Origin of the sequence: Burkholderia sp. RF4-BP95, assembly GCF_001521985.1 — a bacterium.
GTDB classification, from domain to species: Bacteria; Pseudomonadota; Gammaproteobacteria; order Burkholderiales; family Burkholderiaceae; genus Burkholderia; species Burkholderia diffusa.
Genome location: NZ_LOSX01000066.1, coordinates 19598 through 40378, shown reverse-complemented (window position 1 = coordinate 40378; position 20781 = coordinate 19598). Strand labels below are relative to the sequence as shown.

Below are 20781 nucleotides of genomic sequence, written 5' to 3'. Positions count from 1 at the left end.
TGCGCGCCGGGCCGGCGCCACTCGGGGCAAGCGCCCGCCGCGCTTGCCGGCTTCGCTCCGTTCTCACCTCATCTGGGGGTTTCGTGAATCGCTCCGGTTCCCGCGCCGTGCTGCTGATCGGCACCGCGCTCGTCCTCGCCGCCTGCCACCCGAAGGAAGCCGCGCCGCCCGCGCCGCGCCCGGTCGTCGCGCTGCCCGCGCACGCCGACGGCGCCGCGGCGGCCGCCACGCTGCCCGGCGAGATCCAGCCGCGTTACGCGACGCCGCTGTCGTTCCGCATCGCCGGCAAGATCGTCGAACGCAAGGTGCGGCTCGGCGACACCGTCAAGGCCGGCCAGGTCGTCGCGCTGCTCGATCCGTCCGACGTCGAGAAGAACGCCGCGAGCGCGCATGCGCAGCTCGATGCCGCATCGCACGGCCTCGCGTTCGCGAAGCAGCAGCTCGACCGCGATCGCGCGCAGGCGCGCGAGAACCTGATCGCGACCGCGCAGCTCGAACAGACCGAGAACAGCTACACGTCCGCGCTCGCGCAGCGCGACCAGGCGCAGCAGCAGCTCGCGCTCGCGAAGAACCAGCTCCGCTATGCGACGCTCGTCGCCGATCACGCGGGCACCATCACCGCCGAACAGGCCGACACCGGCCAGAACGTATCGGCCGGCCAGGCCGTCTACCAGCTTGCGTGGTCGGGCGACGTCGATGTCGTCAGCGACGTGCCCGAGGCCGCGCTCGCGTCGCTCGCGCCCGGGCACGCGGCGAGCGTCACGTTGCCGTCGCTGCCGGGCCGCCGGTTCGACGCGAAGGTGCGCGAAATCGCGCCGGCCGCCGATCCGCAAAGCCGCACCTACCGCGTGAAGCTCACGCTCGCCGCGCCCGATCCGGCCGTGCGCCTCGGGATGACCGCGACCGTCGCGTTCGACGGCGCGCCGATTGCCGGCAACGCGCCGAGCATCACGCTGCCCGCGACCGCGCTGTTCCACGACGGCCCGCATCCGGCCGTGTGGGTCGTGCGCACGAAGGACGACACGCTCGAACTGCGCCGCGTCGACGTCGCGCGCTTCAACGAACGCACCGTCACCGTGTCGAGCGGGCTGCAGCCTGGCGAGCGCGTCGTGCTGCAAGGCGTGCACACGGTCAGCGCGGGCGAGAAGGTGCGGCCGATCGCACCGCTGCATGCGGAGGAATTCGCGTCATGAGCGGCCCCCGCGAAGAAGGCCGGTTCAATCTGTCCGCATGGGCGCTGCGCCATCAGGCGCTGGTCGTCTACCTGATCGCGCTCGCGACGCTCGCGGGCATCCTCGCGTACACGCGGCTCGCGCAATCCGAAGACCCGCCGTTCACGTTCCGCGTGATGGTGATCCGCACGTTCTGGCCCGGCGCGAGCGCGCGGCAGGTGCAGGAGCAGGTGACCGACCGGATCGGCCGCAAGCTGCAGGAAACGCCGGCCATCGACTTCCTGCGCAGCTATTCGCGGCCCGGCGAATCGCTGATCTTCTTCACGATGAAGGATTCGGCGCCCGTGAAGGACGTGCCCGAGACCTGGTACCAGATCCGCAAGAAGGTCGGCGACATCGGCTACACGCTGCCGCCCGGCGTACAGGGCCCGTTCTTCAACGACGAGTTCGGCGACGTCTACACCAACATCTGGACGCTCGAAGGCGACGGCTTCACGCCCGCGCAACTCCACGACTACGCGGACCAGCTGCGCACGGTGCTGCTGCGCGTGCCCGGCGTCGGCAAGGTCGACTACTTCGGCGACCCCGACCAGCGGATCTTCATCGAGGCCGACAACACGCAGCTCACGCGTCTCGGCATCTCGCCGCAGCAGCTCGGGCAGGCGATCAACGCGCAGAACGACATCTCGTCGGCCGGCGTGCTCACGACCGCCGACGATCGCGTGTTCGTGCGGCCGAGCGGCCAGTTCGACAACGTCGCCGCGATCGCCGACACGCTGATCCGCATCAACGGCCGCACGTTCCGGCTCGGCGATCTCGCCACCGTGAAGCGCGGTTACGACGATCCGCCCGTCGCGCAAATGCGCACTCAAGGCCATGCCGTGCTCGGCATCGGCGTGACGATGCAGCCGGGCGGTGACGTGATCCGGCTCGGCAAGGCGCTCGACGCCGAATCGAAGGACCTGCAGGCGCAGTTGCCGGCCGGCCTCACGCTGACGCTGGTGTCGAGCATGCCGCATGCGGTGTCGCATTCGGTCGACGACTTCCTCGAAGCCGTCGCCGAAGCGGTCGCGATCGTGCTGGTCGTGAGCCTCGTGTCGCTCGGCCTGCGCACCGGGATGGTCGTCGTGATCTCGATTCCGGTCGTGCTCGCCGTCACGGCCCTGTTCATGTACCTGTTCGACATCGGGCTGCACAAGGTGTCGCTCGGCACGCTGGTGCTCGCGCTCGGGCTGCTCGTCGACGACGCGATCATCGCGGTCGAGATGATGGCCGTGAAGCTCGAACAGGGCTACAGCCGCGCGCGCGCCGCCGCGTTCGCGTACACGAGCACCGCGTTCCCGATGCTGACGGGCACGCTCGTCACGGTGTCGGGCTTCCTGCCGATCGCGCTCGCGAAATCGAGCACCGGCGAGTACACGCGCTCGATCTTCGAGGTGTCGGCGATCGCGCTGATCGCGTCGTGGTTCGCGGCCGTCGTGCTGATTCCGCTGCTCGGCTACCACCTGCTGCCCGAGCGCAAGAAGCACGCGCACGAAGCGCACCTGCCGGACGATCACGAGCACGACATCTACGACACACGCTTCTACACGCGCCTGCGCGGCTGGATCGACTGGTGCATCGAGCGCCGCTTCGTCGTGCTGCTGATCACCGGCGCCCTCTTCGTCGTCGCGCTGATGGGTTTCTCGCTCGTGCCGCAGCAGTTCTTCCCGAGCTCCGATCGCCCCGAGCTGCTGGTCGACCTGCGGCTGCCCGAAGGTGCGTCGTTCGCGGCGACGCTGCGCGAGACCGAACGCCTCGAGAAGGTGCTCGACAAGCGGCCCGAGATCGACCATTCGGTGAATTTCGTCGGCAGCGGCGCGCCGCGCTTCTACCTGCCGCTCGACCAGCAACTGCAATTGCCGAACTTCGCGCAGTTCGTCGTTACCGCGAAATCCGTCGAGGATCGCGAGAAGCTCGCGACGTGGCTCGAGACCACGCTGCGCGACCGCTTCCCGGCCGTGCGCTGGCGCCTGTCGCGGCTCGAGAACGGGCCGCCCGTCGGCTACCCCGTGCAGTTCCGCGTGAGCGGCGACGACATCGCGACGGTGCGCTCGATCGCCGAGAAGGTCGCGGCGACGATGCGCGGCGACGCACGCACGATGAACGTGCAATTCGACTGGGATGAGCCGGCCGAGCGCTCGGTGCGCTTCGAGCTCGATCAGAAGAAGGCGCGCGCGCTGAACGTCACGTCGCAGGACGTGTCGAGCTTCCTCGCGATGACGCTGTCCGGCACGACCGTCACGCAGTATCGCGAACGCGACAAGCTGATCGCGGTCGACCTGCGTGCGCCGCGCCCCGATCGCGTCGATCCCGCGAAGCTCGCGGGCCTGGCGATGCCGACGCCGAACGGCCCCGTGCCGCTCGGCTCGCTCGGCCGCTTCACGCCGGCGCTCGAATACGGCGTGGTGTGGGAGCGCGATCGCCAGCCGACCATCACCGTGCAGTCCGACGTGCGCGCCGGCGCGCAGGGCATCGATGTCACGCATGCGATCGACGGCAAGCTGAATGCGTTGCGCACGCAACTGCCGGTCGGCTACCAGATCAACATCGGCGGGTCGGTCGAGGAAAGCGCGAAGGCGCAGACGTCGATCAACGCGCAGATGCCGCTGATGGCGATCGCCGTGTTCACGCTGCTGATGATCCAGCTGCAGAGCTTCTCGCGCGTGCTGATGGTCGTGCTGACCGCACCGCTCGGGCTGATCGGCGTGGTCGGCACGCTGCTGCTGTTCGGGCAGCCGTTCGGCTTCGTCGCGATGCTCGGCGTGATCGCGATGTTCGGGATCATCATGCGCAACTCGGTGATCCTCGTCGACCAGATCGAGCAGGACATCGCGGCCGGCCACGGCCGCTTCGACGCGATCGTCGGCGCGACCGTGCGGCGCTTCCGCCCGATCACGCTGACGGCCGCGGCCGCCGTGCTCGCGCTGATCCCGCTGTTGCGCTCGAACTTCTTCGGGCCGATGGCGACCGCGCTGATGGGCGGGATCACGAGTGCGACCGTGCTGACGCTGTTCTACCTGCCCGCGCTGTACGCCGCGTGGTTCCGCGTGAAGCGCGACGAACGCGACCCGCGCGACGGCCCGCCACACGACGGCCCGCCTGCCGCCCCGTCGGGAGCCTGATCATGGAACTGTCGATGAACCTGAAAACGAAGGCCGCGTGGGCGCTCGCGGCCGCGAGCCTCGCCGGCCCGCTCGCCGGCTGCGCATGGTTCGCGCCGAGCGGCGAGCCGCCCGCGATGCCGTCGCCCGCGCATTACGGCGCCGCGCCGCAAATGCAGCAGACCGTCGCCGCGCAAGGCGTCGCGCAGCAGTTCGAGGTCGGCGCGCAGCCCGTGCCCGACTGGTGGACGCAGTACCGCTCCGATGCGCTGAACGCGCTCGTCGACGAAGGGCTGCGCAACAGCCCGACGCTCAGCGCCGCTTCGCATTCGCTGGATGCCGCGCGCGAGCAGTTGCGCGGGCAGATCGGCAGCTCGATGCTGCCGTCGATCGACGCGGGCGCCCAGGCCACGCGCCAGCGCGCACTCGGCGTGCCGATCCCCGCGCTCGGCGCGCCGACGCTGCTGTACGACACGTTCGTCGGGCAACTGCAGGCGAGCTACACGATCGACCTGTTCGGCGTGTCGCGCTTCGCGAACCGCGCGCTCGCGAAGCGCGTCGACGTCAGCGCGTTCCAGCTCGAATCGGCGCGTCGGGCACTCGCCGCGAACATCGTCACCGCGTCGATCACGGTGTCCGTGCTCAACGCGCAGATCGAGACGACCGAACGGCTCGTCGCGCTCGCGAACGACCAGGCGCACGACGCGCAACGCCGCTACGCGCTCGGCTCGGCGTCGCACAGCGACGCGCTGAACGCACGGCAAAGCGCGGACACCTTCGCCGCGAGCCTGCCCGCGCTGCGCCAGCAGCGCGACTCGGCGCGCCATGCGCTGGCGGTGCTGGTCGGCCGCACGCCCGACCGGCCGCCCGCCGACCTCACGCTCGCCGACCTGCACCTCCCCACGCAGGTGCCCGTGGTCGTGCCGTCCGACCTGCTGCAAAGCCGCCCCGACATCCAGGCCGCCGACGCGGGGCTGAAGGCGGCCGCCGCCGAAGTCGGCGTCGCGACCGCGCAACTGTTCCCGCAGCTGTCGCTGTCGGCAGCCATGGGCAAAGGCGGCTTCAGCTGGCCGACGATGCTGTCGGGCGCCGGCGCGATCTGGAACGTCGGGGCGTCGCTGAGCCAGCCGCTGTTCCACGGCGGCGCGCTGCTCGCGCAGCGGCGTGCGGCGAAGGCCACTTACGAAGCCGCGGTCGACCAGTACAGGCAGACCGTGCTGAGCGCGTTCCAGAACGTCGCCGATTCGCTCGCCGCGCTCGAGCACGACGCGGAGGCGCTCGATGCGTCGTCGCGGGCCGCGCTGTCCGCGCGCGGCGCGTACGACGACGCGGCCGCCCGCGTGCGGCTCGGCGCGTTGCCGCCGTCGGCGGCGCGCGCGAGCGAGCTGCAGTACCGCAACGCGCGGCTCGACGAGATTCGCGCGACGGGCGCACGCTTCGCGGATACCGCGCGGCTCTATCAGGCGATGGGCACGCCGCCAGTCGAGCCGACCGGCAACGCAGCGACGGCAGGCCACGCCGGCAACGCGGATCAAGACGCTCCCGCCGCCCAGGCACGCGCGGCCACGCCCGACGCGCCGCCGTCACCGCAATAACGCGCCCTTGCCCCGGACGCATGGCGCGCGGAACCACCCCGCGCGCCGATCCGCGATCTTCCGCTTGACCCTCACGTAGCGTAACGTTCGAGACTCCAGTGTGCGCACCGAACGGAGGACACCATGCGGCTGAAAGTGGGAGAACTGGCGAAACGCAGCGGCCTGACCGTCCGCACGCTTCATCACTATCACGCGATCGGCCTCCTGACGCCTTCGGCGCGCGCCGACAACGGCTACCGGCTGTACGACCGCGACGACATCGCCCGGCTCCACCAGATCCAGGCCCTGCGTCGCTTCGGACTGTCGCTTGCCGAAATCGGCGAATACCTGAACCAGCCCGGCACCCCGCTCGTCGAGCTCGTCGCGAAGCAGATCGCGTCGCTCGATCACCAGCTCGCGCAGGCCGCGCAGCTGCGCGAGCGGCTCGTGCACCTGCACGCGCAACTCGTCGCGGGCACCGAGCCGGAACTGGCCGATTGGCTCACCACACTGGAGTTGATGACCGTGTACGACAAATATTTTTCCGAGGAAGAACTCGCGCGTCTGCCGATGTACCGCAAGAGCCAGGCGGGCGACGCCGAATGGATCGCGCTCGTCGCCGACATGCGTGCGCTGCACGATGCGGGCGTGCCGCCCGAGGACGAGCGCGTGCGTGCGCTCGCCGGCCGCTGGATGGCGCTGCTCGTGCGCGACACGAACAACGATCCGCGGCTGCTCGCGACGCTGAACCTGATGCACGAGCGCGAACCGGCGATGCAGTCGAAACTCGGCATCTCGACCGTGCTGCGCGACTATGTGCTGCGCGCGTCCTCGGAAACGAAGATGCGGATCTTCGAGAAGTATCTCGACCCGGACGAGATCCGCTTCATGCGCGCGCACTTCGGCGAACACGCGATGGAATGGCCGCAACTGATGGGCGACGTGCGCGATGCGATCGATACGGGCGCACGGCCCGATTCGCCGGAAGGCCGCGCGCTCGCGCAACGCTGGCTCGACCTGTTCCGCAGCTATGCGGGCAACGACCCGGCCACGCACGCGAAATTCCGGCATGCGATGATGACCGAGCCGGCGCTGACGAAGGATTCGTGGGTCGACGACACGCTGCTCGGTTTCATCCGCGAGGCGATGGCGCAGCTTGCGCCGGCGCGTTGACGGCGTAGCCCCCGCGGGCTGTGCGTGGTGGTTTCACGCGCCGCCCGCGCGAGCGCGCCGGCTTCCGCTCACCGCTCGCGCACGCCGAGCCCGAGCGCCTTCATCCGCCGGTACAGCGTGCGCTCGCTCAACCCGACGTGCTCGGCCAGCTGCTTGCGCGTACCGTCGAAAGTGCCGGCAATCCGCACGAGTTCCGCGTCCGACACGCCACGCGTGTCCGCCGCATGCGCGTGCGACGCGGCCGACGCCGCGACCAGCTCGGCCGGCAGATGCTCGACGCGGATCGTCCCGTCGTCCGCGAACAGGCACGCACGTTCGAGCACGTTGCGCAGCTCGCGGATGTTGCCCGGCCATGCATATGCGTCGAGGCACGCACGCGCATGCTCGGTCAGCACGAACGGTCGCGCGCTCGCATCGCCCGCGCCGGCACGCGCGTTCGCGATGCGCCGCAGGATCGATTCGGCCAGCAACGCGACGTCGCCGCGCCGCTCGCGCAGCGGCGGCAGCGGAATCGGAAACGCGTTGATCCGGTAGTAGAGATCCTGCCGGAACCGGCCGTCGTCGATCATCTCGCGCAGCGGCTTGTGCGTCGCCGCGACGAGCCGGAAATCCGCGCGCAGCGCCTCGACGCCGCCGACGCGCCGGAACGTCCCCGACTCGATCAGCCGCAGCAGCTTCACCTGCATCGGCAGCGGCACGTCGCCGATCTCGTCGAGAAACAGCGTGCCGCCCTGCGCGGTCTCGACGAGGCCCGGCTTGCGCTGGTTCGCGCCGGTAAACGCCCCCTTCTCGTAGCCGAACAGTTCGCTCTCGAACAGCGTCTCGGCGATGCCCGAACAGTCGACGACCACGAACGGCCCCATCGCGCGCGCGCTCGCCTCGTGCAGCGCCCGCGCAAACAGTTCCTTGCCGGTGCCCGATTCGCCGAGCAGCAGCACCGGCAGCATCGACGGCGCGACGCGCTGCAGCGCGCCGAGCGCCGCATTGAACGCGTCGGCGCCGCCGACGAGCCCTTCCGCGCTCGGCTGCGCGGACGCGCTGCGCACGGTCGTCAGCCGCTCGACGTACGCGATCACGTCGCCGCGCGCATCGAAGATGGGCCGCAACTCCACATCGACGTGCTCGGGGCCGCGCGGCGTATGGTGAATGTGCAGCACGCGGTTCAGGCTGCGCGACTCGAGCGCCTGCTTCATCGGGCAATGCTCGCCGGCCTGATCGCACGGCACGTCGTAGTGATGCGAGACCTGGAAGCAGCGCCGGCCGACGTGCTCGACACCCGCCACGCCGAACTGGCGCCGGTACGCATCGTTCGCCGCGAGGATGCGGTAGTCGGGATCGACGACGATCATCGGCTGCGGATCCTGCTCCAGATACGCGACGAGCGCGCGTACGTCGGGCATGACGTCGCGCGACGGTGCGGGAACGATCGGAATGGTGTCGTGCGGATTCATGAGGCGGCTCGGGAATGGATGGACAGTCGGACTGCCAGACCGACTGCCAATTCTGCCACAGCACTGCCATACATGGCAGTCGACTTCGACGATGCCCCGTCGGCCGCGCCCGCGGCGCACCGCGATCGGGCCAGAAATCCGAGCCGAATCAAGTACCTGCCACATCGCCTGGCGTCGCGACGCGGATTGGCATGCTTCTTGAACATGGAATCGCCGATTGCAGATGCAGAACCCGATCGAGGACAACCCGTGAGCCATGCCCCCATGCTGTCGGTCGAAGGCTTTTTCGACCCGGCGACCCATACCGTCAGCTACCTGTTGCTCGACACCGCGAGCCGCGCGTGCGCGCTGATCGACAGCGTGCTCGACTACGACCCGAAATCGGGCCGCACGCGCACCGCCAGCGCCGACCGGCTGATCGCGCGCGTCGCCGAACTCGGTGCGACCGTGCACTGGCTGCTGGAAACGCACGTGCACGCCGACCATCTGTCGGCCGCGCCGTACCTGAAGGCGCGTGTCGGCGGGCAGATCGCGATCGGCTCGCACGTGCGCCGCGTGCAGCACGTGTTCGGCACACTGTTCAACGCCGGCCCGGGCTTTGCGCAGGACGGCAGCCAGTTCGATCGGCTGCTCGACGACGGCGACACGCTTGCGCTCGGCGCGCTCACGATTCGCGCGCTGCACACGCCGGGCCACACGCCCGCGTGCCTGACCTACTGCGTCGACGACGCGACGCAGCGTGCCGCGTTCGTCGGCGACACGCTGTTCATGCCCGACTACGGCACCGCCCGCTGCGACTTCCCGGGCGGCGACGCACGCACGCTGTACCGCTCGATCGCGCGCGTGCTCGCCCTGCCGCCCGACACGCGCCTGTACCTGTGCCACGACTACCAGCCGGGCGGCCGCGACGTGCAGTTCGTGACGACCGTGGCGGAGCAGCGCCGCGCGAACGTGCATGTGAAGGACGGTGTGACCGAGGACGATTTCGTCGCCATGCGCACCGCACGCGACGCGACGCTCGACATGCCCGTGCTGATGCTGCCGTCCGTGCAGGTCAACATGCGTGCCGGCCACCTGCCCGAGCCCGAAAACAATGGCGTGCGTTACCTGAAGATCCCGCTCGACGCGATCTGAGCCGCCGCCCCGACCGGAGAACCCCCGACATGACCATCCGCCCGCTGACCGACCTGCTGTCGGTCTCGCCCCAGATCGCCGCGACCGACCTGCCCGCGCTCCACGCGGCCGGCATCCGCACGATCGTCTGCAACCGCCCGGACGGCGAAGGCGCCGACCAGCCGACCGTCGCCGAGATTCGCGCCGCCGCCGCACCGCGCGGCATCGCCGTCCATTACCTGCCCGTCGACACCGGCAAGGTCACCGACGATCAGGCCCGGCAGTTCGACGCGCTCGTCGCGTCGCTCGCGGGCCCGGTACTCGCATACTGCCGCAGCGGCACGCGCTCGGCGACGCTGTGGGCGCTGTCTCAGGCCGACAGGCGTCCGGCCGGCGACATCGTCGCGATCGCCGCCGCGGCCGGCTATGACCTCGCCGCGCTCGCGCCGCGTCTCACACGAGGCTCCGCGCAAGGACTCGCGCAGGACGGCCGCCTGGCCGCGCCGGCCGTCGACGCGCGGCACGACATCGTGATCGTCGGCGCGGGCGCGGCCGGCGTCGCGGTCGCGTCGAGCCTGCTTGCGCGCGACGCATCGCTCGATATCGCGGTGATCGACCCGGCCGAGACGCACTACTACCAGCCCGGCTGGACGATGGTCGGCGCGGGCGTGTTCCGGCCCGACACGACCGCGCGCCGGATCGTCGACCTGCTGCTGCGCGGCGTGAAATGGATCCAGGCCGCCGTCGCCGGCTTCGAGCCCGACGCGCACACCGTGGTGCTCGACGGCTGCCGGCGCATCGGCTACCGCAAGCTGATCGTGTGTCCGGGGCTCAAGCTCGACTGGCACGCGATCGACGGCCTCGCGGAAACGCTCGGCCGCAACGGCGTCACGTCGAACTATCGCTACGACCTCGCACCGTACACGTGGGAACTGGTGCAGGCGTTCCGCGGCGGCAACGCGCTGTTCACGCAACCGCCGATGCCGATCAAGTGCGCGGGCGCGCCGCAGAAGGCGATGTACCTGTCGTGCGATCACTGGCGGCGCACGGGCCGCCTCGGCGCCGCGAACGTCGAGTTCCTGAATGCGGGCGCCGCGCTGTTCGGGGTCGCCGACTACGTGCCCGCGCTGATGGAGTACGTGAAACGCTACGACATCGCGCTGTCGTTCGGCCACAACCTCGTCGCGATCGACGGGCCCGCGCGACGCGCGACGTTCCGGCGCGCGTTGCCCGACGGCGGCACGGAAACCGTCGAGCGCGCGTTCGACATGATCCACGTCGTGCCGCCGCAGAAGGCGCCCGATTTCGTGCGCGCGAGCCCGCTCGCCGATGCGGCCGGCTGGATCGACGTCGATCCGGCGACGCTGCGGCACAAGCAGTTCGCGGACATCTTCGCGCTCGGCGACGTCACCAACACGACCAACGCGAAAACCGCCGCGGCCGCGCGCAAGCAGGCGCCCGTCGTCGCGCACAACGTGCTCGCGTCGCTGGGCCGCGCGCACGGCGACGCCGCGTACGACGGCTACGGGTCGTGCCCGCTCACCGTCGAGCGCGGCAAGATCGTGCTCGCCGAATTCCTCTACGGCGGCAAGGTCGCGCCGACCTTCCCCGCGTGGCTGATCGACGGCCGGCGTCCGTCCCGGCTCGCGTGGCTGCTCAAGGAGCGCCTGCTGCCGCCGCTCTACTGGAAGGCAATGCTCAAGGGCCGCGAATGGCTCGCGAAGCCCGCGATCGCACGTTGACCGGAACCCGATGACACCATGCTGATTTCCCTCGTACTCGGCAGCCTCGTCGGCGCCGTGCTCGGCCTCACCGGCGCGGGCGGCGGCATTCTCGCGGTACCCGCACTCGTCGTCGGGATGGGCTGGCCGATGCAGCAGGCCACGCCCGTCGCGCTCGTCGCGGTCGCCGGCAGCGCCGCGCTCGGCGCGCTCGAAGGGTTTCGTCGCGGGCTCGTGCGCTATCGCGCGGCACTGTTGATGGCCATGGCGGGCGTGCCGCTCACGACGCTCGGCGTGAAGCTCGCGCACGTGCTGCCGCAACGCGTGCTGCTGGCGCTGTTCGCGCTGACGATGCTGGTCGTCGCGGGCCGCCTGCTGCGGCAGGCACTGCGCCACGCCTCCGGCGACGCGGACGAATCGCGGTTGTGCGTCGGCCGCGTGAATCCCGATACGGGCCGCCTCGTGTGGTCCTGGCCGGTCGGGCTCGCGCTCGCGTCGACCGGCGCGGTGACGGGGCTGATGACGGGCTTGCTCGGCGTCGGCGGCGGCTTCGTGATCGTGCCGATGCTGCGCAAGTTCACGAACGTGTCGATGCACGGCGTGGTCGCGACGTCGCTGATGGTGATCGCGCTGGTCGGCACCGGCGGCGTGCTCGCGACGCTCGTGTCGGGCACGCGCGCGCCGCTCGACATGATGCTGTGGTTCACGGTCGCGACCGCAATCGGCATGGCGATCGGACGCAATGCGTCCCGGCACCTGTCCGCGCGGCACGTGCAGGCCGGCTTCGCTGCGGTGCTCGTCTGCGTCGCGCTCGGGTTGCTGGCGAAGGCGGCGTTCGGCGCGTGAACCGGGACGCGGGGATCGCCCCGCGTCCTGCGCCGGAGCCGCCCCCGCCGTCGCAAAACCGCCGCAAGCCGCATGCTAGACTCCCCGCGCGCCGTTGCCCGGCGCGTCGACACCAACAAGAACCCTGGAGTCCGGTCATGCACATCGGTAAACGAGGAAGCGCGGCACTTGCCGCACTGCTGTTGACGCCACTCACCGCGCTAGCCGCATCCGCCTATACGGCGACGCTGACGCTCGCCAGTCTCTCCCCGTCGGTCGGCGGAACCGACAAGGCAACGCTCAAGCTCGCCAACACCGGCACCGCGCCCGCTGCCGCCGGGCTCTTCATCGGCATGCCATCCGGTTTCAGCGCGAGCGGCCTCACCAGCACGTGTGGCGGCACGCTCACCGACGACGGCACGTCGCGCATCGCGTTGTCGGGCATGACGGTGCCGGCGGGCGGCACCTGCACGCTCGGCTTCACGCTCGGTGTGCCGCCGGTCGCGGCGTTGCCGCCGGCAGGCGCGCGCAGCTTCACGATCACGGCCGATACGGCCGCAGGGCTCGCGACGCTGACGGCCGCCACCGCGCCGACGCTGTCCGGTTTCCTCGGCTCGACGCCGGGGCTTTACAGCGACACGTGGTTCCCGTCGACGGTACGCAGCGTCGGCACGCTCGACCTGTTCATCACGCCGGCAACGGACCCGGGCCCGAACTCGAACGTCTTCTGGTCGAACCAGATCGGTTCGCTCAACGGCTACACCGGCCTGCAGTCGACCGAGCTGGTGTCGGCCAGCGAAGGCGTCGGCAAGCAGTTCCTGTTCAGCCTGTGGGGCGCGACCGCCGCCAAACCCGGCACGCCCGCGAGCGCGGGCATCGGCGCGGGAAGCTATTGCACGGTCAGCGGCTCGGCGACGGACGGCAGCGCGGGCGCGCAATGCCGCTATCGCTACGAATGGCACGCGGGCCACACGTACCGGTTCCGCATCACGCCGGACACGAGCCAGGGCCCCGGCTGGTTCAAGAGCAACGTGACCGACGTGACGAACGGTACAACCGGCGACAGCTTCGATATCGGCAGCATCTACGTCGGCACCACGCAGACGCAGGTGCCCGTCGGCTGGATCAGCCAGTGGGTCGAATATTTCGACTGGAACTCGAGCCGCACGAGCTGCGCGTCGATCGCGCATACGGACGCGCAGTTCAGCATTCGCGCGTATGACGCGATCGGCAACGCGGTGTCGGTCCCGGCACCCTCGGTCACGGTCAACAAGTCGTGTCCGGCGAGCTATGCGAACGCGTCGCAAGCGAATGGCGTCGCCACGCTGATCGGCGGGCCGCAGCAATCGGCCGCCGGCCTCGTGAAAAGCGGCGGCGCGTGCCTGACGGCGTCGGGCGGCCTGACCGACGGCAGCGTCGCAACGCTCGGCGCATGCCCGACGCTCGCGTCGGTGCGCGCATCCGGCGGCACGCACTTCAATCCGCAACTGTGGGTCGTGGCCGGCGACGGCACGCTGCAGACCAAGTACAGCTACTGCCTCACGGCGCAGGCGCCCGGCTCGGCCAACGGCGCGCTGCTGCGCACCTGCGTGCCCGGCACGGCGAGCCAGCAGTGGCAGGTGAAGGCCGGCACGCTGCCGGGCACAGCGCAACTCGTGTCGCAGGCCACCGGCCGCTGCCTCGCGCCGGCCGGCAGCGCCGTGACGCTGCAGGCCTGCACTATGGCCACGGCAGTGTGGAAGACGCCCGGCAAGAGCTTCGCATACTGAGCGCCTCGGCGCGGCACATAAGGAAAACGCCCGGTCCGACTCGACGTCGGCACCGGGCGTTTTTCATGACGACGGCCGTGCGCGCGTCAGGTCACGAACGCGGCCACCCGCTTGCGCTCCTGACGCAGCATCACGAAGTTCGCGATCACCACGCCCGCCGTCACCGCGACGATGAACAGCGTCGCGAGCGCGTTCATCTCCGGGTTCAGGCCGAGGCGCACGCGCGAGAACACGACGAGCGGCAGCGTCGTCGAGCCGGGGCCCGACAGGAACGCCGACAGCACGAGGTCGTCGATCGACAGCGTGAACGACAGCAGCCAGCCCGCGATCAGCGCCTGCGAGATCAGCGGCAGCGTGATCGTGAAGAACACCTTCAGCGGCGTCGCGCCCAGATCGAGCGCGGCTTCCTCGAGCGACGGGTTCAGTTCGCGCACGCGCGACTGCACGATGATCGCGACGTACGAGATGCACAGCATCACGTGGCCCAGCCAGATCGTGAACACGCCGCGCTCGGCCGGCCAGCCGATCCACTTCGCCAGTTCGATGAACAGCAGCAGCAGCGAGATCCCCTGGATCACTTCGGGAATCACCAGCGGCGCGTTGATCATCCCGCTGAACAGCGCGAAGCCGCGAAAGCGGCCCATCCGCGCGAGCACGAAGCCGGCCCACGTGCCGATGAACACCGACGCGAACGCGGTCAGCACGCCGATCTTCAGCGACAGCCATGCGGCCGTCAGCAGTTCGTCGTCCTCCACGAGCGCCGAGTACCAGCGGAACGAGAAGCCCGACCACACGGTGACGAGCTTCGACTCGTTGAACGAATAGACGATCAGGCTGATGATCGGGATGTACAGGAACGCGAAACCGGCGAACAGCGCCGCGAACTGCAGGTAACGATTCGGCTTCATCGACGGCGGCCCTCCTGCTCCTTCGCCTGGAAGTGCTGGAACATCGCCATCGGCACGAGCAGCAGCAGCACCATCGCGCAGGTCACGGCCGACGCCATCGGCCAGTCTGCGTTGTTGAAGAACTCATTCCACATCACGCGGCCGATCATCAGCGTGTTCGCGCCGCCGAGCAGCTCCGGAATCACGTACTCGCCGACCGCCGGAATGAACACCAGCAGGCAGCCCGCGATGATCCCGTTCTTCGACAGCGGCAGCGTGATCTGCACGAACGCCCTCCACGGCCTGGCTCCCAGGTCGTACGCGGCTTCGAGCAGGCGCAGGTCCATCTTCACGAGGTGCGCGTACAGCGGCATCACGAGGAACGGCAGGTACGAATACACCATCCCGATGTACACCGCGTAGTTCGTGCGGTACAGCTCGATCGGCGTGTGGGTCAGGCCGATCCACATCAGGAAGTTGTTCAGGAGGCCGTTGTTCTTCAGGATTCCGATCCACGCATACACGCGGATCAGGAACGACGTCCAGAACGGCAGCATCACGCCCATCATCAGCAGGTTGCGGGTCGCCGGGTTCGAACGCGCGATGTAATACGCCATCGGATAGCCGATCAGCAGGCACAGCAGCGTCGTGATCGCCGCGACCACCACCGAATTCACGTAGGTCGCGAAATACAGGCTGTCGGTGAGCAGGAACGCATAGTGCGACAGGTTCAGCGCGATGTGCACCACGCCGTCCGCGTATGACGCGAGTTCCGTATACGGCGGAATGCCGAGCTGCAGCTCCGCGAAGCTGATCTTCACGACCAGCACGAACGGCACGAGGAAGAACAGCACGAGCCACGTATACGGCCCCGCGACGACCGCCGAGCCGCCGGTCAGATTGAAGCGCCGCACGGGCCATGCGAGCAGGGACTTGAGCGTGCTCATGACGTCAGCACCACGCCCGCGGTCGCGCTCCAGCGCACGTAGATCTCGTCGCCGAGCGACGGTGTGTCGAGCTCGGAGATCGCGAGGCTCGACACGTTCGCGATCACCGTCTTGCCCGCATCGAGCTTCACGTGATACAGCGAATAGCCGCCCATGTACGCGACGTTGGTGATCTTGCCGCGCGCCCAGTTGAACGCGCCTTCGGGCGGCTTGCGCGTGAGCGCGATCCGCTCGGGGCGCACCGACACCGTGACCGGCATTCCGAGCGGGCCCGTGATCCCGTGGCTCACGTACAGGCGGCTCGGCAGCTCCGGCGATTCGATGTACACGTGGTCGGGTTCGTCCTCGACGGTGACGCCTTCGAACAGGTTGGTCGAGCCGATGAACTCGGCCGAGAAGCGGCTGTTCGGATATTCGTAGACTTCGTTCGGCGAGCCGATCTGCACGATCTGCCCTTCGCTCATCACGGCGAGCCGGTTCGCCATCGTCATCGCCTCTTCCTGGTCGTGCGTGACCATGATGCAGGTGACGCCGACCTTGTTCAGGATGTTGACGAGCTCGATCTGCGTGCGCTGGCGGATCTGCTTGTCGAGCGCCGACATCGGCTCGTCGAGCAGCAGCACCTTCGGGCGCTTGACGAGCGAACGCGCGAGCGCGACGCGCTGCTGCTGGCCGCCCGACAGCTGGTGCGGCTTGCGCTTCGCGTACTTGCTCATCTGCACGAGCTCGAGCGCCGCCGCGACGCGCTCCTTCAGCTCCGCCTTCGGCGTGCCTTCCTGTTTGAGGCCGTATGCGACGTTCGATTCGACCGACATGTGCGGGAACAGCGCATACGACTGGAACATCATGTTCACGGGCCGCTTGTACGGCGGCATCTGCGCGAGGTCCTCGCCGTCGATCAGGATCTTGCCCGACGTGACGGTTTCGAGACCCGCGAGCATGCGCAGCAGCGTCGACTTGCCGGAACCCGAGCTGCCGAGCAGCGCGAACAGCTCGCCCTGGCGCACCGTCAGGTTCACGTTGCGTACCACTTCGGTCTCGCCGAATTTCTTGACGACGTCGACAATCTGGACAAAGTTCTCGGCGCGCGCATCGGCGCCGGACGAAGGAACGAAGGACGGCGCGCCCGCGACCGGCGCACCCGACTGGCTATTCATGATGTGCTGCTTCTCTCCTGCGTTTGACGAACAAAGCCCCCGGGGACACCAGGGGCTTCATGACTGCTGGCCTGCTCCGGCTCGCTTCAGCGGCCCGATTTCAGCTCGGTCCACAGACGCGTCTGCAGACGCTGGATTTCAGGCGGCAGCGGCTTGAGCAGGAACAGCGTCTTCACGACGTCGGCCGGCGGGTAGACGGCCGGGTCGTTCGCGACGTCCGGCCGCACGTACTTGCGTGCCTCGGCGTTCGCGCTCGGGTAGTACACGGCGTTCGTGATCGCCGCGTGCACCTTCGGATCCTCGATGTAGTTGATCCACTGCAGCGCGGCGTCCTTGTTCTTCGCGTCCTTCGGGATCGCCATCACGTCGAACCAGACCGGCGCGCCGCCCTTCGGAATGTAGTACTCGACCTTGTACGGCTTCTTCGCCTCGATCGCGCGATGCTTCGCGATCACGACGTCGCCCGACCAGCCGAACGCGAAGCAGATATCGCCGCCGACCAGGTCGTTGATGTAGCCCGACGAGTTGAACTGCGTGATGTACGGGCGGATCTTCTTCAGCACTTCCATCGCGGCCTTGTAGTCGGCCGGGTTCGTGCTCATCGGATCCTTGCCGATGTAGTGCAGCGCCGCCGCGAACATCTGGTCAGGCGCGTCGAGCACCGACACGCCGCAGGTCTTCAGCTTCGAGATGTTTTCCGGCTTGAACAGGATGTCCCAGTTGTCGAGCGGAACCTTGCCGAGCGCCTGCTGCGCCTTCGTCAGGTTGTACGCGAGACCGGTCGTGCCGTACGCCCAGGGCACCGAATACTTGTTGCCCGGGTCCGCGCCGGCGACGAGCGCCATCAGCTGCGGATCGAGGTACTTGAGGTTCGGCAGCTTCGACTTGTCGAGCGGCGTGAAGATGCCGGCCGCGATCTGCTTGCCCGCATAGTTGCTGGTCGGCACGACGATGTCGTAGCCCGAGCTGCCGGTCAGCAGCTTCGCCTGCAGCGTGTCGTCGCTGTCGTAGTTGTCGTAGCGAACCTTGACGCCCGCCTGCTTCTCGAAGTTCGGGATCGTGTCCTTCGCAATGTAATCGGACCAGTTATAGACATTGAGCTGCGTATCCTTCGCCGCCGCCGCCGATGCACCCACGCACAGCGCAAGCGCTGCGAACCGGCCCACTACCTTTGCTTTCATCCCGTTCTCCCTCCGGCCGAACCCGTGTCCGGCTGCCGTCTGACTCGTCATGGCGGCGCATCCCGGCACGCCGCCCCTCGAAAACCCCGAACGCTACCACCATTCGCGCTCCGTCACAAAAAAATCATGCCGGTGTCGCGCAAACGGAACAGATTGCCGCGGCCGGCCGCTCGGGCGGCCCGCGCAGCGGGGCGTTCCGAGGGAATTCTATCGGGTAATCGGCATCTGTCCATCAGGAAAAGAAGGCGGCCGCGACACCGTCCGGAGAGGTGGCCGTCGCGCCGCCGGGATCACGGCCGGGGTGCGTCGTCGCGATGCATTAAAATGACGCCCTGACGATTCAACGCGCGAACCCTTCCGATGGCCTCCAACCTCCACGACCTGCCCGACAGCCCCTGCATCGGCGTGTGCTCGACCCTCTTCGACGAAGTCTGCAAGGGCTGCGGCCGCACGGCCGGCGAAGTGTCGAACTGGGTATTCCTGAGCGACGACGAGAAACGCGCGGTGTGGGAGCGCATCACGCGCGAAGGCACCGCGATGCGCTTTCAGTACGACAAGCTGTAAATCCGCCGCACAAAAAAAAGAGCGGCATGCCGACTGCCATGCCGCCAACCCCAACTCTGTTCTTTTTCGCTCGCGTCTAGAACTTCATCCCGACGCCCACGCCGACGATCAACGGATCGATGTGCAGCGTGCCGATGCCCTTGTCGCCGAGCGTCGCATCGGTGCTCATCCAGATCTTCTTCACGTCGACGTTCATGAACACCTTCTTCGTCAACTGCACGTCGACGCCGAACTGCAGCGCGGGACCGAAGCTGCTCTTGTTGATCGACACGCCTTCCCCGCCGACGTTGAGCCCGTTGTTGTAGAAGTACGTGTAGTTCAGGCCCGCGCCGACGTACGGACGCACCTTGCCGGCATGGTTGAAGTGGTACTGCAGCAGCAGCGTCGGCGGCAGCACGCCCACGCCGCCGAGATTGCCGAGGCTCGACGTCATCTGGTGCCGCGACGTGCCCAGAATCAGCTCCACGCCCAGGTAGTCGCGGATCATGTACGTGAAGTCGAGTTCCGGCACGATCGCGTTGTTCACGCCGGTATTGATCGCGCCGAGCGTGTCGCTCGCGCGCTCGTTCGGCTGGATGCTGATCGCGCGCAGCCGGACCAGGACGTCACCCTGGTTGATCCCGTCTCCCGCCGACGCCGCGTGCGACAGCGAGGGCATCGTGACGAGGCTCGCCGCCACGGCGGCAGCGGTGATGCATGTTCGAATCGTTTTGTGCATGGTACGGACCCCTTGTAGAATTTATTCCATTCTCCACGTAGGGTCTTTGCGTCGTCTTGATATCCGTCAAGCCAGCGTAAACATTGGACGGTTTGTCGCAGGCTCCGTCGCACGGCCCGTCAGCAGCAGGTCGAGCAGATCGCGCACGCTTCGGATCGCGTTGCCGAACGGCAGCGCTTCGCGGCCGCGGAAGAACAGGCCGTTCGCGACGTCGCCGCGCAACGCGGCCGAGAGCCGCGTGTCGATGCAGAAATGGCCGAACTTTTCGATGCCGTCGCGCAGTCCGCAGACGCTCAGGCACTCGAGCGCGGTCGGGCAGCGCTGCTTGAACGCGCCGAGCTTGTCGCGAATGCGCGTTTCGTTGCGCAGGTAGCGATCGAGCCACGGGGTCTTCACCGCGCGCGCCGGCAGCCCCGTCACGCTGACGAATTCGACGATGTCCTCGGGCAGCGCATCGGCCAGCACGCGCTTGAAGTTCGGATGCGCATCGCCCTCTTCCGTCACCGCGAACGGCGTTCCCACCTGGACGCCGTTCGCGCCGGCCGCGAGCGCCGCACGCACCGTGTCGTGACTGTTGATCCCGCCCGCGACGATCAGCGGGATCGTGTCGCGTGCGAGACCGAGCGACGCCATCACCTGCGCGGTCTCGTCGAGCACGCGCGCGAAATCGAAGCGCGCATCGTGCATGTCGTCGATCTGCGTGACGCCGAGGTGGCCGCCCGCATGCGCGGGATGCTCGATCACGATCGCGTCGGGCAGCCGCCCCTTCTTCATCCACTTCTTCAGCACCAGCGCGATCCCGCGGCTGTCCGACAGGATCGGAATCAGCGCGATGTCATGACCCTGCGTGAGATCGGGCAGATCGAGCGGCAGGCCTGCGCCCATCACGATCGCGTCCGCGCCTTCGTCGCACGCGACGCGCACGTAGTCCGCATGCGCGCTCACCGCCTTCATCACGTTGACCGCGATCATCCCGCGTCCTTCGCCGTAGGTCTTCGCGAGGCGAATCTCGCGCGCGAGCGCCTCGAGGTTCGCGGCCTCCAGCGTCGCGCGATCGGGATTCGCGCGACAGCGTGCGAGCAAGTCCGCATGGTGGTGACGCAGATCGATGCTCGCGATCGTGCCGAGCGCGCCTTCGCGCGCGACGCTGCCCGCGAGGCGGTGCGCTGAGATGCCGACGCCCATGCCGCCCTGCACCACGGGCAGCAAGGTGCGGCCGCGAATCGTGAGCGGCGGGAAGGAAGTGCGTGCGGTCATCTGAACCTCGTCGAAACATCGGAAATCGGAAACGCGATGATCGACGGATCCACCGGCGCGCACCTTGACGGCGGTCAATAAAAAAACGGCACGCGAGCGTGCCGTTCCGGGTCATGCGGCGTGAAACGC

16 protein-coding genes are annotated in these 20781 nt (G+C 68.5%); 9 read left to right on the top strand and 7 right to left on the bottom strand.

Translation table 11 applies throughout. The features are described 5' to 3' along the window. The first annotated feature begins 83 nt into the window (after nt 1-83). The 4 genes from WS46_RS21370 to WS46_RS21355 all read left to right on the top strand — a co-directional run bounded on the left by WS46_RS21370 (nt 84) and on the right by WS46_RS21355 (nt 7062). Nucleotides 84-1193, top strand: a complete 1110-nt coding sequence (locus WS46_RS21370) for an efflux RND transporter periplasmic adaptor subunit (protein WP_059691669.1) — start codon at nt 84-86, stop codon at nt 1191-1193. Then, nucleotides 1190-4336, top strand: coding sequence for an efflux RND transporter permease subunit (locus tag WS46_RS21365; RefSeq protein ID WP_059691668.1), 3147 nt, complete (start codon nt 1190-1192; stop codon nt 4334-4336). Before WS46_RS21370 ends, WS46_RS21365 begins: the two co-directional genes overlap by 4 nt. Before the next feature lie 2 nt (nt 4337-4338). Then, a complete protein-coding gene (locus WS46_RS21360) occupies nt 4339-5910 on the top strand; it encodes an efflux transporter outer membrane subunit (protein WP_059691667.1) in 1572 nt (523 codons plus the stop codon). 123 nt (nt 5911-6033) lie between these two features. Further along, a complete protein-coding gene (locus tag WS46_RS21355; protein WP_059691666.1) occupies nt 6034-7062 on the top strand; it encodes a MerR family transcriptional regulator in 1029 nt (342 codons plus the stop codon). Nucleotides 7063-7130: 68 nt separating this feature from the next. Here the strand turns inward: WS46_RS21355 and WS46_RS21350 are convergent, their stop codons facing one another. Beyond that, nucleotides 7131-8513 carry a sigma-54-dependent Fis family transcriptional regulator gene (locus WS46_RS21350; RefSeq protein WP_059691665.1) on the bottom strand — a complete coding sequence of 461 codons (1383 nt, stop codon included), beginning with the start codon at nt 8511-8513 and terminating at the stop codon, nt 7131-7133. Nucleotides 8514-8777: 264 nt separating this feature from the next. On the opposite strand from WS46_RS21350, the gene WS46_RS21345 reads away from it, so the two are divergent. The 4 genes from WS46_RS21345 to WS46_RS21330 all read left to right on the top strand — a co-directional run bounded on the left by WS46_RS21345 (nt 8778) and on the right by WS46_RS21330 (nt 13941). Further along, nucleotides 8778-9647 carry an MBL fold metallo-hydrolase gene (locus WS46_RS21345; RefSeq protein ID WP_373558368.1) on the top strand — a complete coding sequence of 290 codons (870 nt, stop codon included), beginning with the start codon at nt 8778-8780 and terminating at the stop codon, nt 9645-9647. Nucleotides 9648-9676: 29 nt separating this feature from the next. Beyond that, nucleotides 9677-11368 carry a bifunctional protein tyrosine phosphatase family protein/NAD(P)/FAD-dependent oxidoreductase gene (locus WS46_RS21340; RefSeq protein ID WP_059691663.1) on the top strand — a complete coding sequence of 564 codons (1692 nt, stop codon included), beginning with the start codon at nt 9677-9679 and terminating at the stop codon, nt 11366-11368. An 18-nt stretch (nt 11369-11386) separates the two neighbouring features. Further along, on the top strand, nt 11387-12193 hold the full coding sequence (locus WS46_RS21335; RefSeq protein WP_059691662.1) for a sulfite exporter TauE/SafE family protein: 807 nt from the start codon (nt 11387-11389) through the stop codon (nt 12191-12193). A 137-nt stretch (nt 12194-12330) separates the two neighbouring features. Next, nucleotides 12331-13941: a ricin-type beta-trefoil lectin domain protein gene (locus WS46_RS21330; protein ID WP_082721983.1), complete on the top strand. Its 1611-nt coding sequence runs from the start codon at nt 12331-12333 to the stop codon at nt 13939-13941. An 86-nt stretch (nt 13942-14027) separates the two neighbouring features. On the opposite strand, the gene WS46_RS21325 is transcribed toward WS46_RS21330, so the two are convergent. The 4 genes from WS46_RS21325 to WS46_RS21310 all read right to left on the bottom strand — a co-directional run bounded on the left by WS46_RS21325 (nt 14028) and on the right by WS46_RS21310 (nt 18113). After that, the gene (locus WS46_RS21325) at nt 14028-14849 is read right to left on the bottom strand and encodes an ABC transporter permease subunit (protein WP_059691660.1); all 822 of its coding nucleotides are present in this window, start codon (nt 14847-14849) and stop codon (nt 14028-14030) included. Next, nucleotides 14846-15775, bottom strand: coding sequence for an ABC transporter permease subunit (locus tag WS46_RS21320; protein WP_059691659.1), 930 nt, complete (start codon nt 15773-15775; stop codon nt 14846-14848). Before WS46_RS21320 ends, WS46_RS21325 begins: the two co-directional genes overlap by 4 nt. After that, nucleotides 15772-16932 (bottom strand): ABC transporter ATP-binding protein, encoded by a 1161-nt coding sequence (locus WS46_RS21315; RefSeq protein ID WP_059524233.1) that lies wholly within the window; start codon nt 16930-16932, stop codon nt 15772-15774. Before WS46_RS21315 ends, WS46_RS21320 begins: the two co-directional genes overlap by 4 nt. An 86-nt stretch (nt 16933-17018) precedes the next feature. Continuing rightward, entirely contained in the window at nt 17019-18113 is a 1095-nt protein-coding gene (locus WS46_RS21310) for a polyamine ABC transporter substrate-binding protein (protein ID WP_059524232.1), read from the bottom strand. A gap of 360 nt (nt 18114-18473) precedes the next feature. On the opposite strand from WS46_RS21310, the gene WS46_RS21305 reads away from it, so the two are divergent. Then, the gene (locus WS46_RS21305; protein WP_027784516.1) at nt 18474-18677 is read left to right on the top strand and encodes a DUF1289 domain-containing protein; all 204 of its coding nucleotides are present in this window, start codon (nt 18474-18476) and stop codon (nt 18675-18677) included. A gap of 76 nt (nt 18678-18753) precedes the next feature. On the opposite strand, the gene WS46_RS21300 is transcribed toward WS46_RS21305, so the two are convergent. Beyond that, nucleotides 18754-19395 (bottom strand): OmpW family protein, encoded by a 642-nt coding sequence (locus WS46_RS21300; protein ID WP_059691658.1) that lies wholly within the window; start codon nt 19393-19395, stop codon nt 18754-18756. A gap of 66 nt (nt 19396-19461) precedes the next feature. Next, nucleotides 19462-20652: a nitronate monooxygenase family protein gene (locus WS46_RS21295; RefSeq protein ID WP_059691657.1), complete on the bottom strand. Its 1191-nt coding sequence runs from the start codon at nt 20650-20652 to the stop codon at nt 19462-19464. Between the last annotated feature and the right edge of the window lie 129 nt (nt 20653-20781).

Bases quoted from the DNA above. Each gene is read 5' to 3' on its own strand.
- WS46_RS21365 (WP_059691668.1), top strand. From the start codon at position 1,190: ATGAGCGGCCCCCGCGAAGAAGGCCGGTTCAATCTGTCCGCATGGGCG.
- WS46_RS21360 (WP_059691667.1), top strand. From the start codon at position 4,339: ATGGAACTGTCGATGAACCTGAAAACGAAGGCCGCGTGGGCGCTCGCG.
- WS46_RS21355 (WP_059691666.1), top strand. From the start codon at position 6,034: ATGCGGCTGAAAGTGGGAGAACTGGCGAAACGCAGCGGCCTGACCGTC.
- WS46_RS21350 (WP_059691665.1), bottom strand. From the start codon at position 8,513: ATGAATCCGCACGACACCATTCCGATCGTTCCCGCACCGTCGCGCGAC.
- WS46_RS21345 (WP_373558368.1), top strand. From the start codon at position 8,778: ATGCTGTCGGTCGAAGGCTTTTTCGACCCGGCGACCCATACCGTCAGC.
- WS46_RS21340 (WP_059691663.1), top strand. From the start codon at position 9,677: ATGACCATCCGCCCGCTGACCGACCTGCTGTCGGTCTCGCCCCAGATC.
- WS46_RS21335 (WP_059691662.1), top strand. From the start codon at position 11,387: ATGCTGATTTCCCTCGTACTCGGCAGCCTCGTCGGCGCCGTGCTCGGC.
- WS46_RS21330 (WP_082721983.1), top strand. From the start codon at position 12,331: ATGCACATCGGTAAACGAGGAAGCGCGGCACTTGCCGCACTGCTGTTG.
- WS46_RS21325 (WP_059691660.1), bottom strand. From the start codon at position 14,849: ATGAAGCCGAATCGTTACCTGCAGTTCGCGGCGCTGTTCGCCGGTTTC.
- WS46_RS21320 (WP_059691659.1), bottom strand. From the start codon at position 15,775: ATGAGCACGCTCAAGTCCCTGCTCGCATGGCCCGTGCGGCGCTTCAAT.
- WS46_RS21315 (WP_059524233.1), bottom strand. From the start codon at position 16,932: ATGAATAGCCAGTCGGGTGCGCCGGTCGCGGGCGCGCCGTCCTTCGTT.
- WS46_RS21310 (WP_059524232.1), bottom strand. From the start codon at position 18,113: ATGAAAGCAAAGGTAGTGGGCCGGTTCGCAGCGCTTGCGCTGTGCGTG.
- WS46_RS21305 (WP_027784516.1), top strand. From the start codon at position 18,474: ATGGCCTCCAACCTCCACGACCTGCCCGACAGCCCCTGCATCGGCGTG.
- WS46_RS21300 (WP_059691658.1), bottom strand. From the start codon at position 19,395: ATGCACAAAACGATTCGAACATGCATCACCGCTGCCGCCGTGGCGGCG.
- WS46_RS21295 (WP_059691657.1), bottom strand. From the start codon at position 20,652: ATGACCGCACGCACTTCCTTCCCGCCGCTCACGATTCGCGGCCGCACC.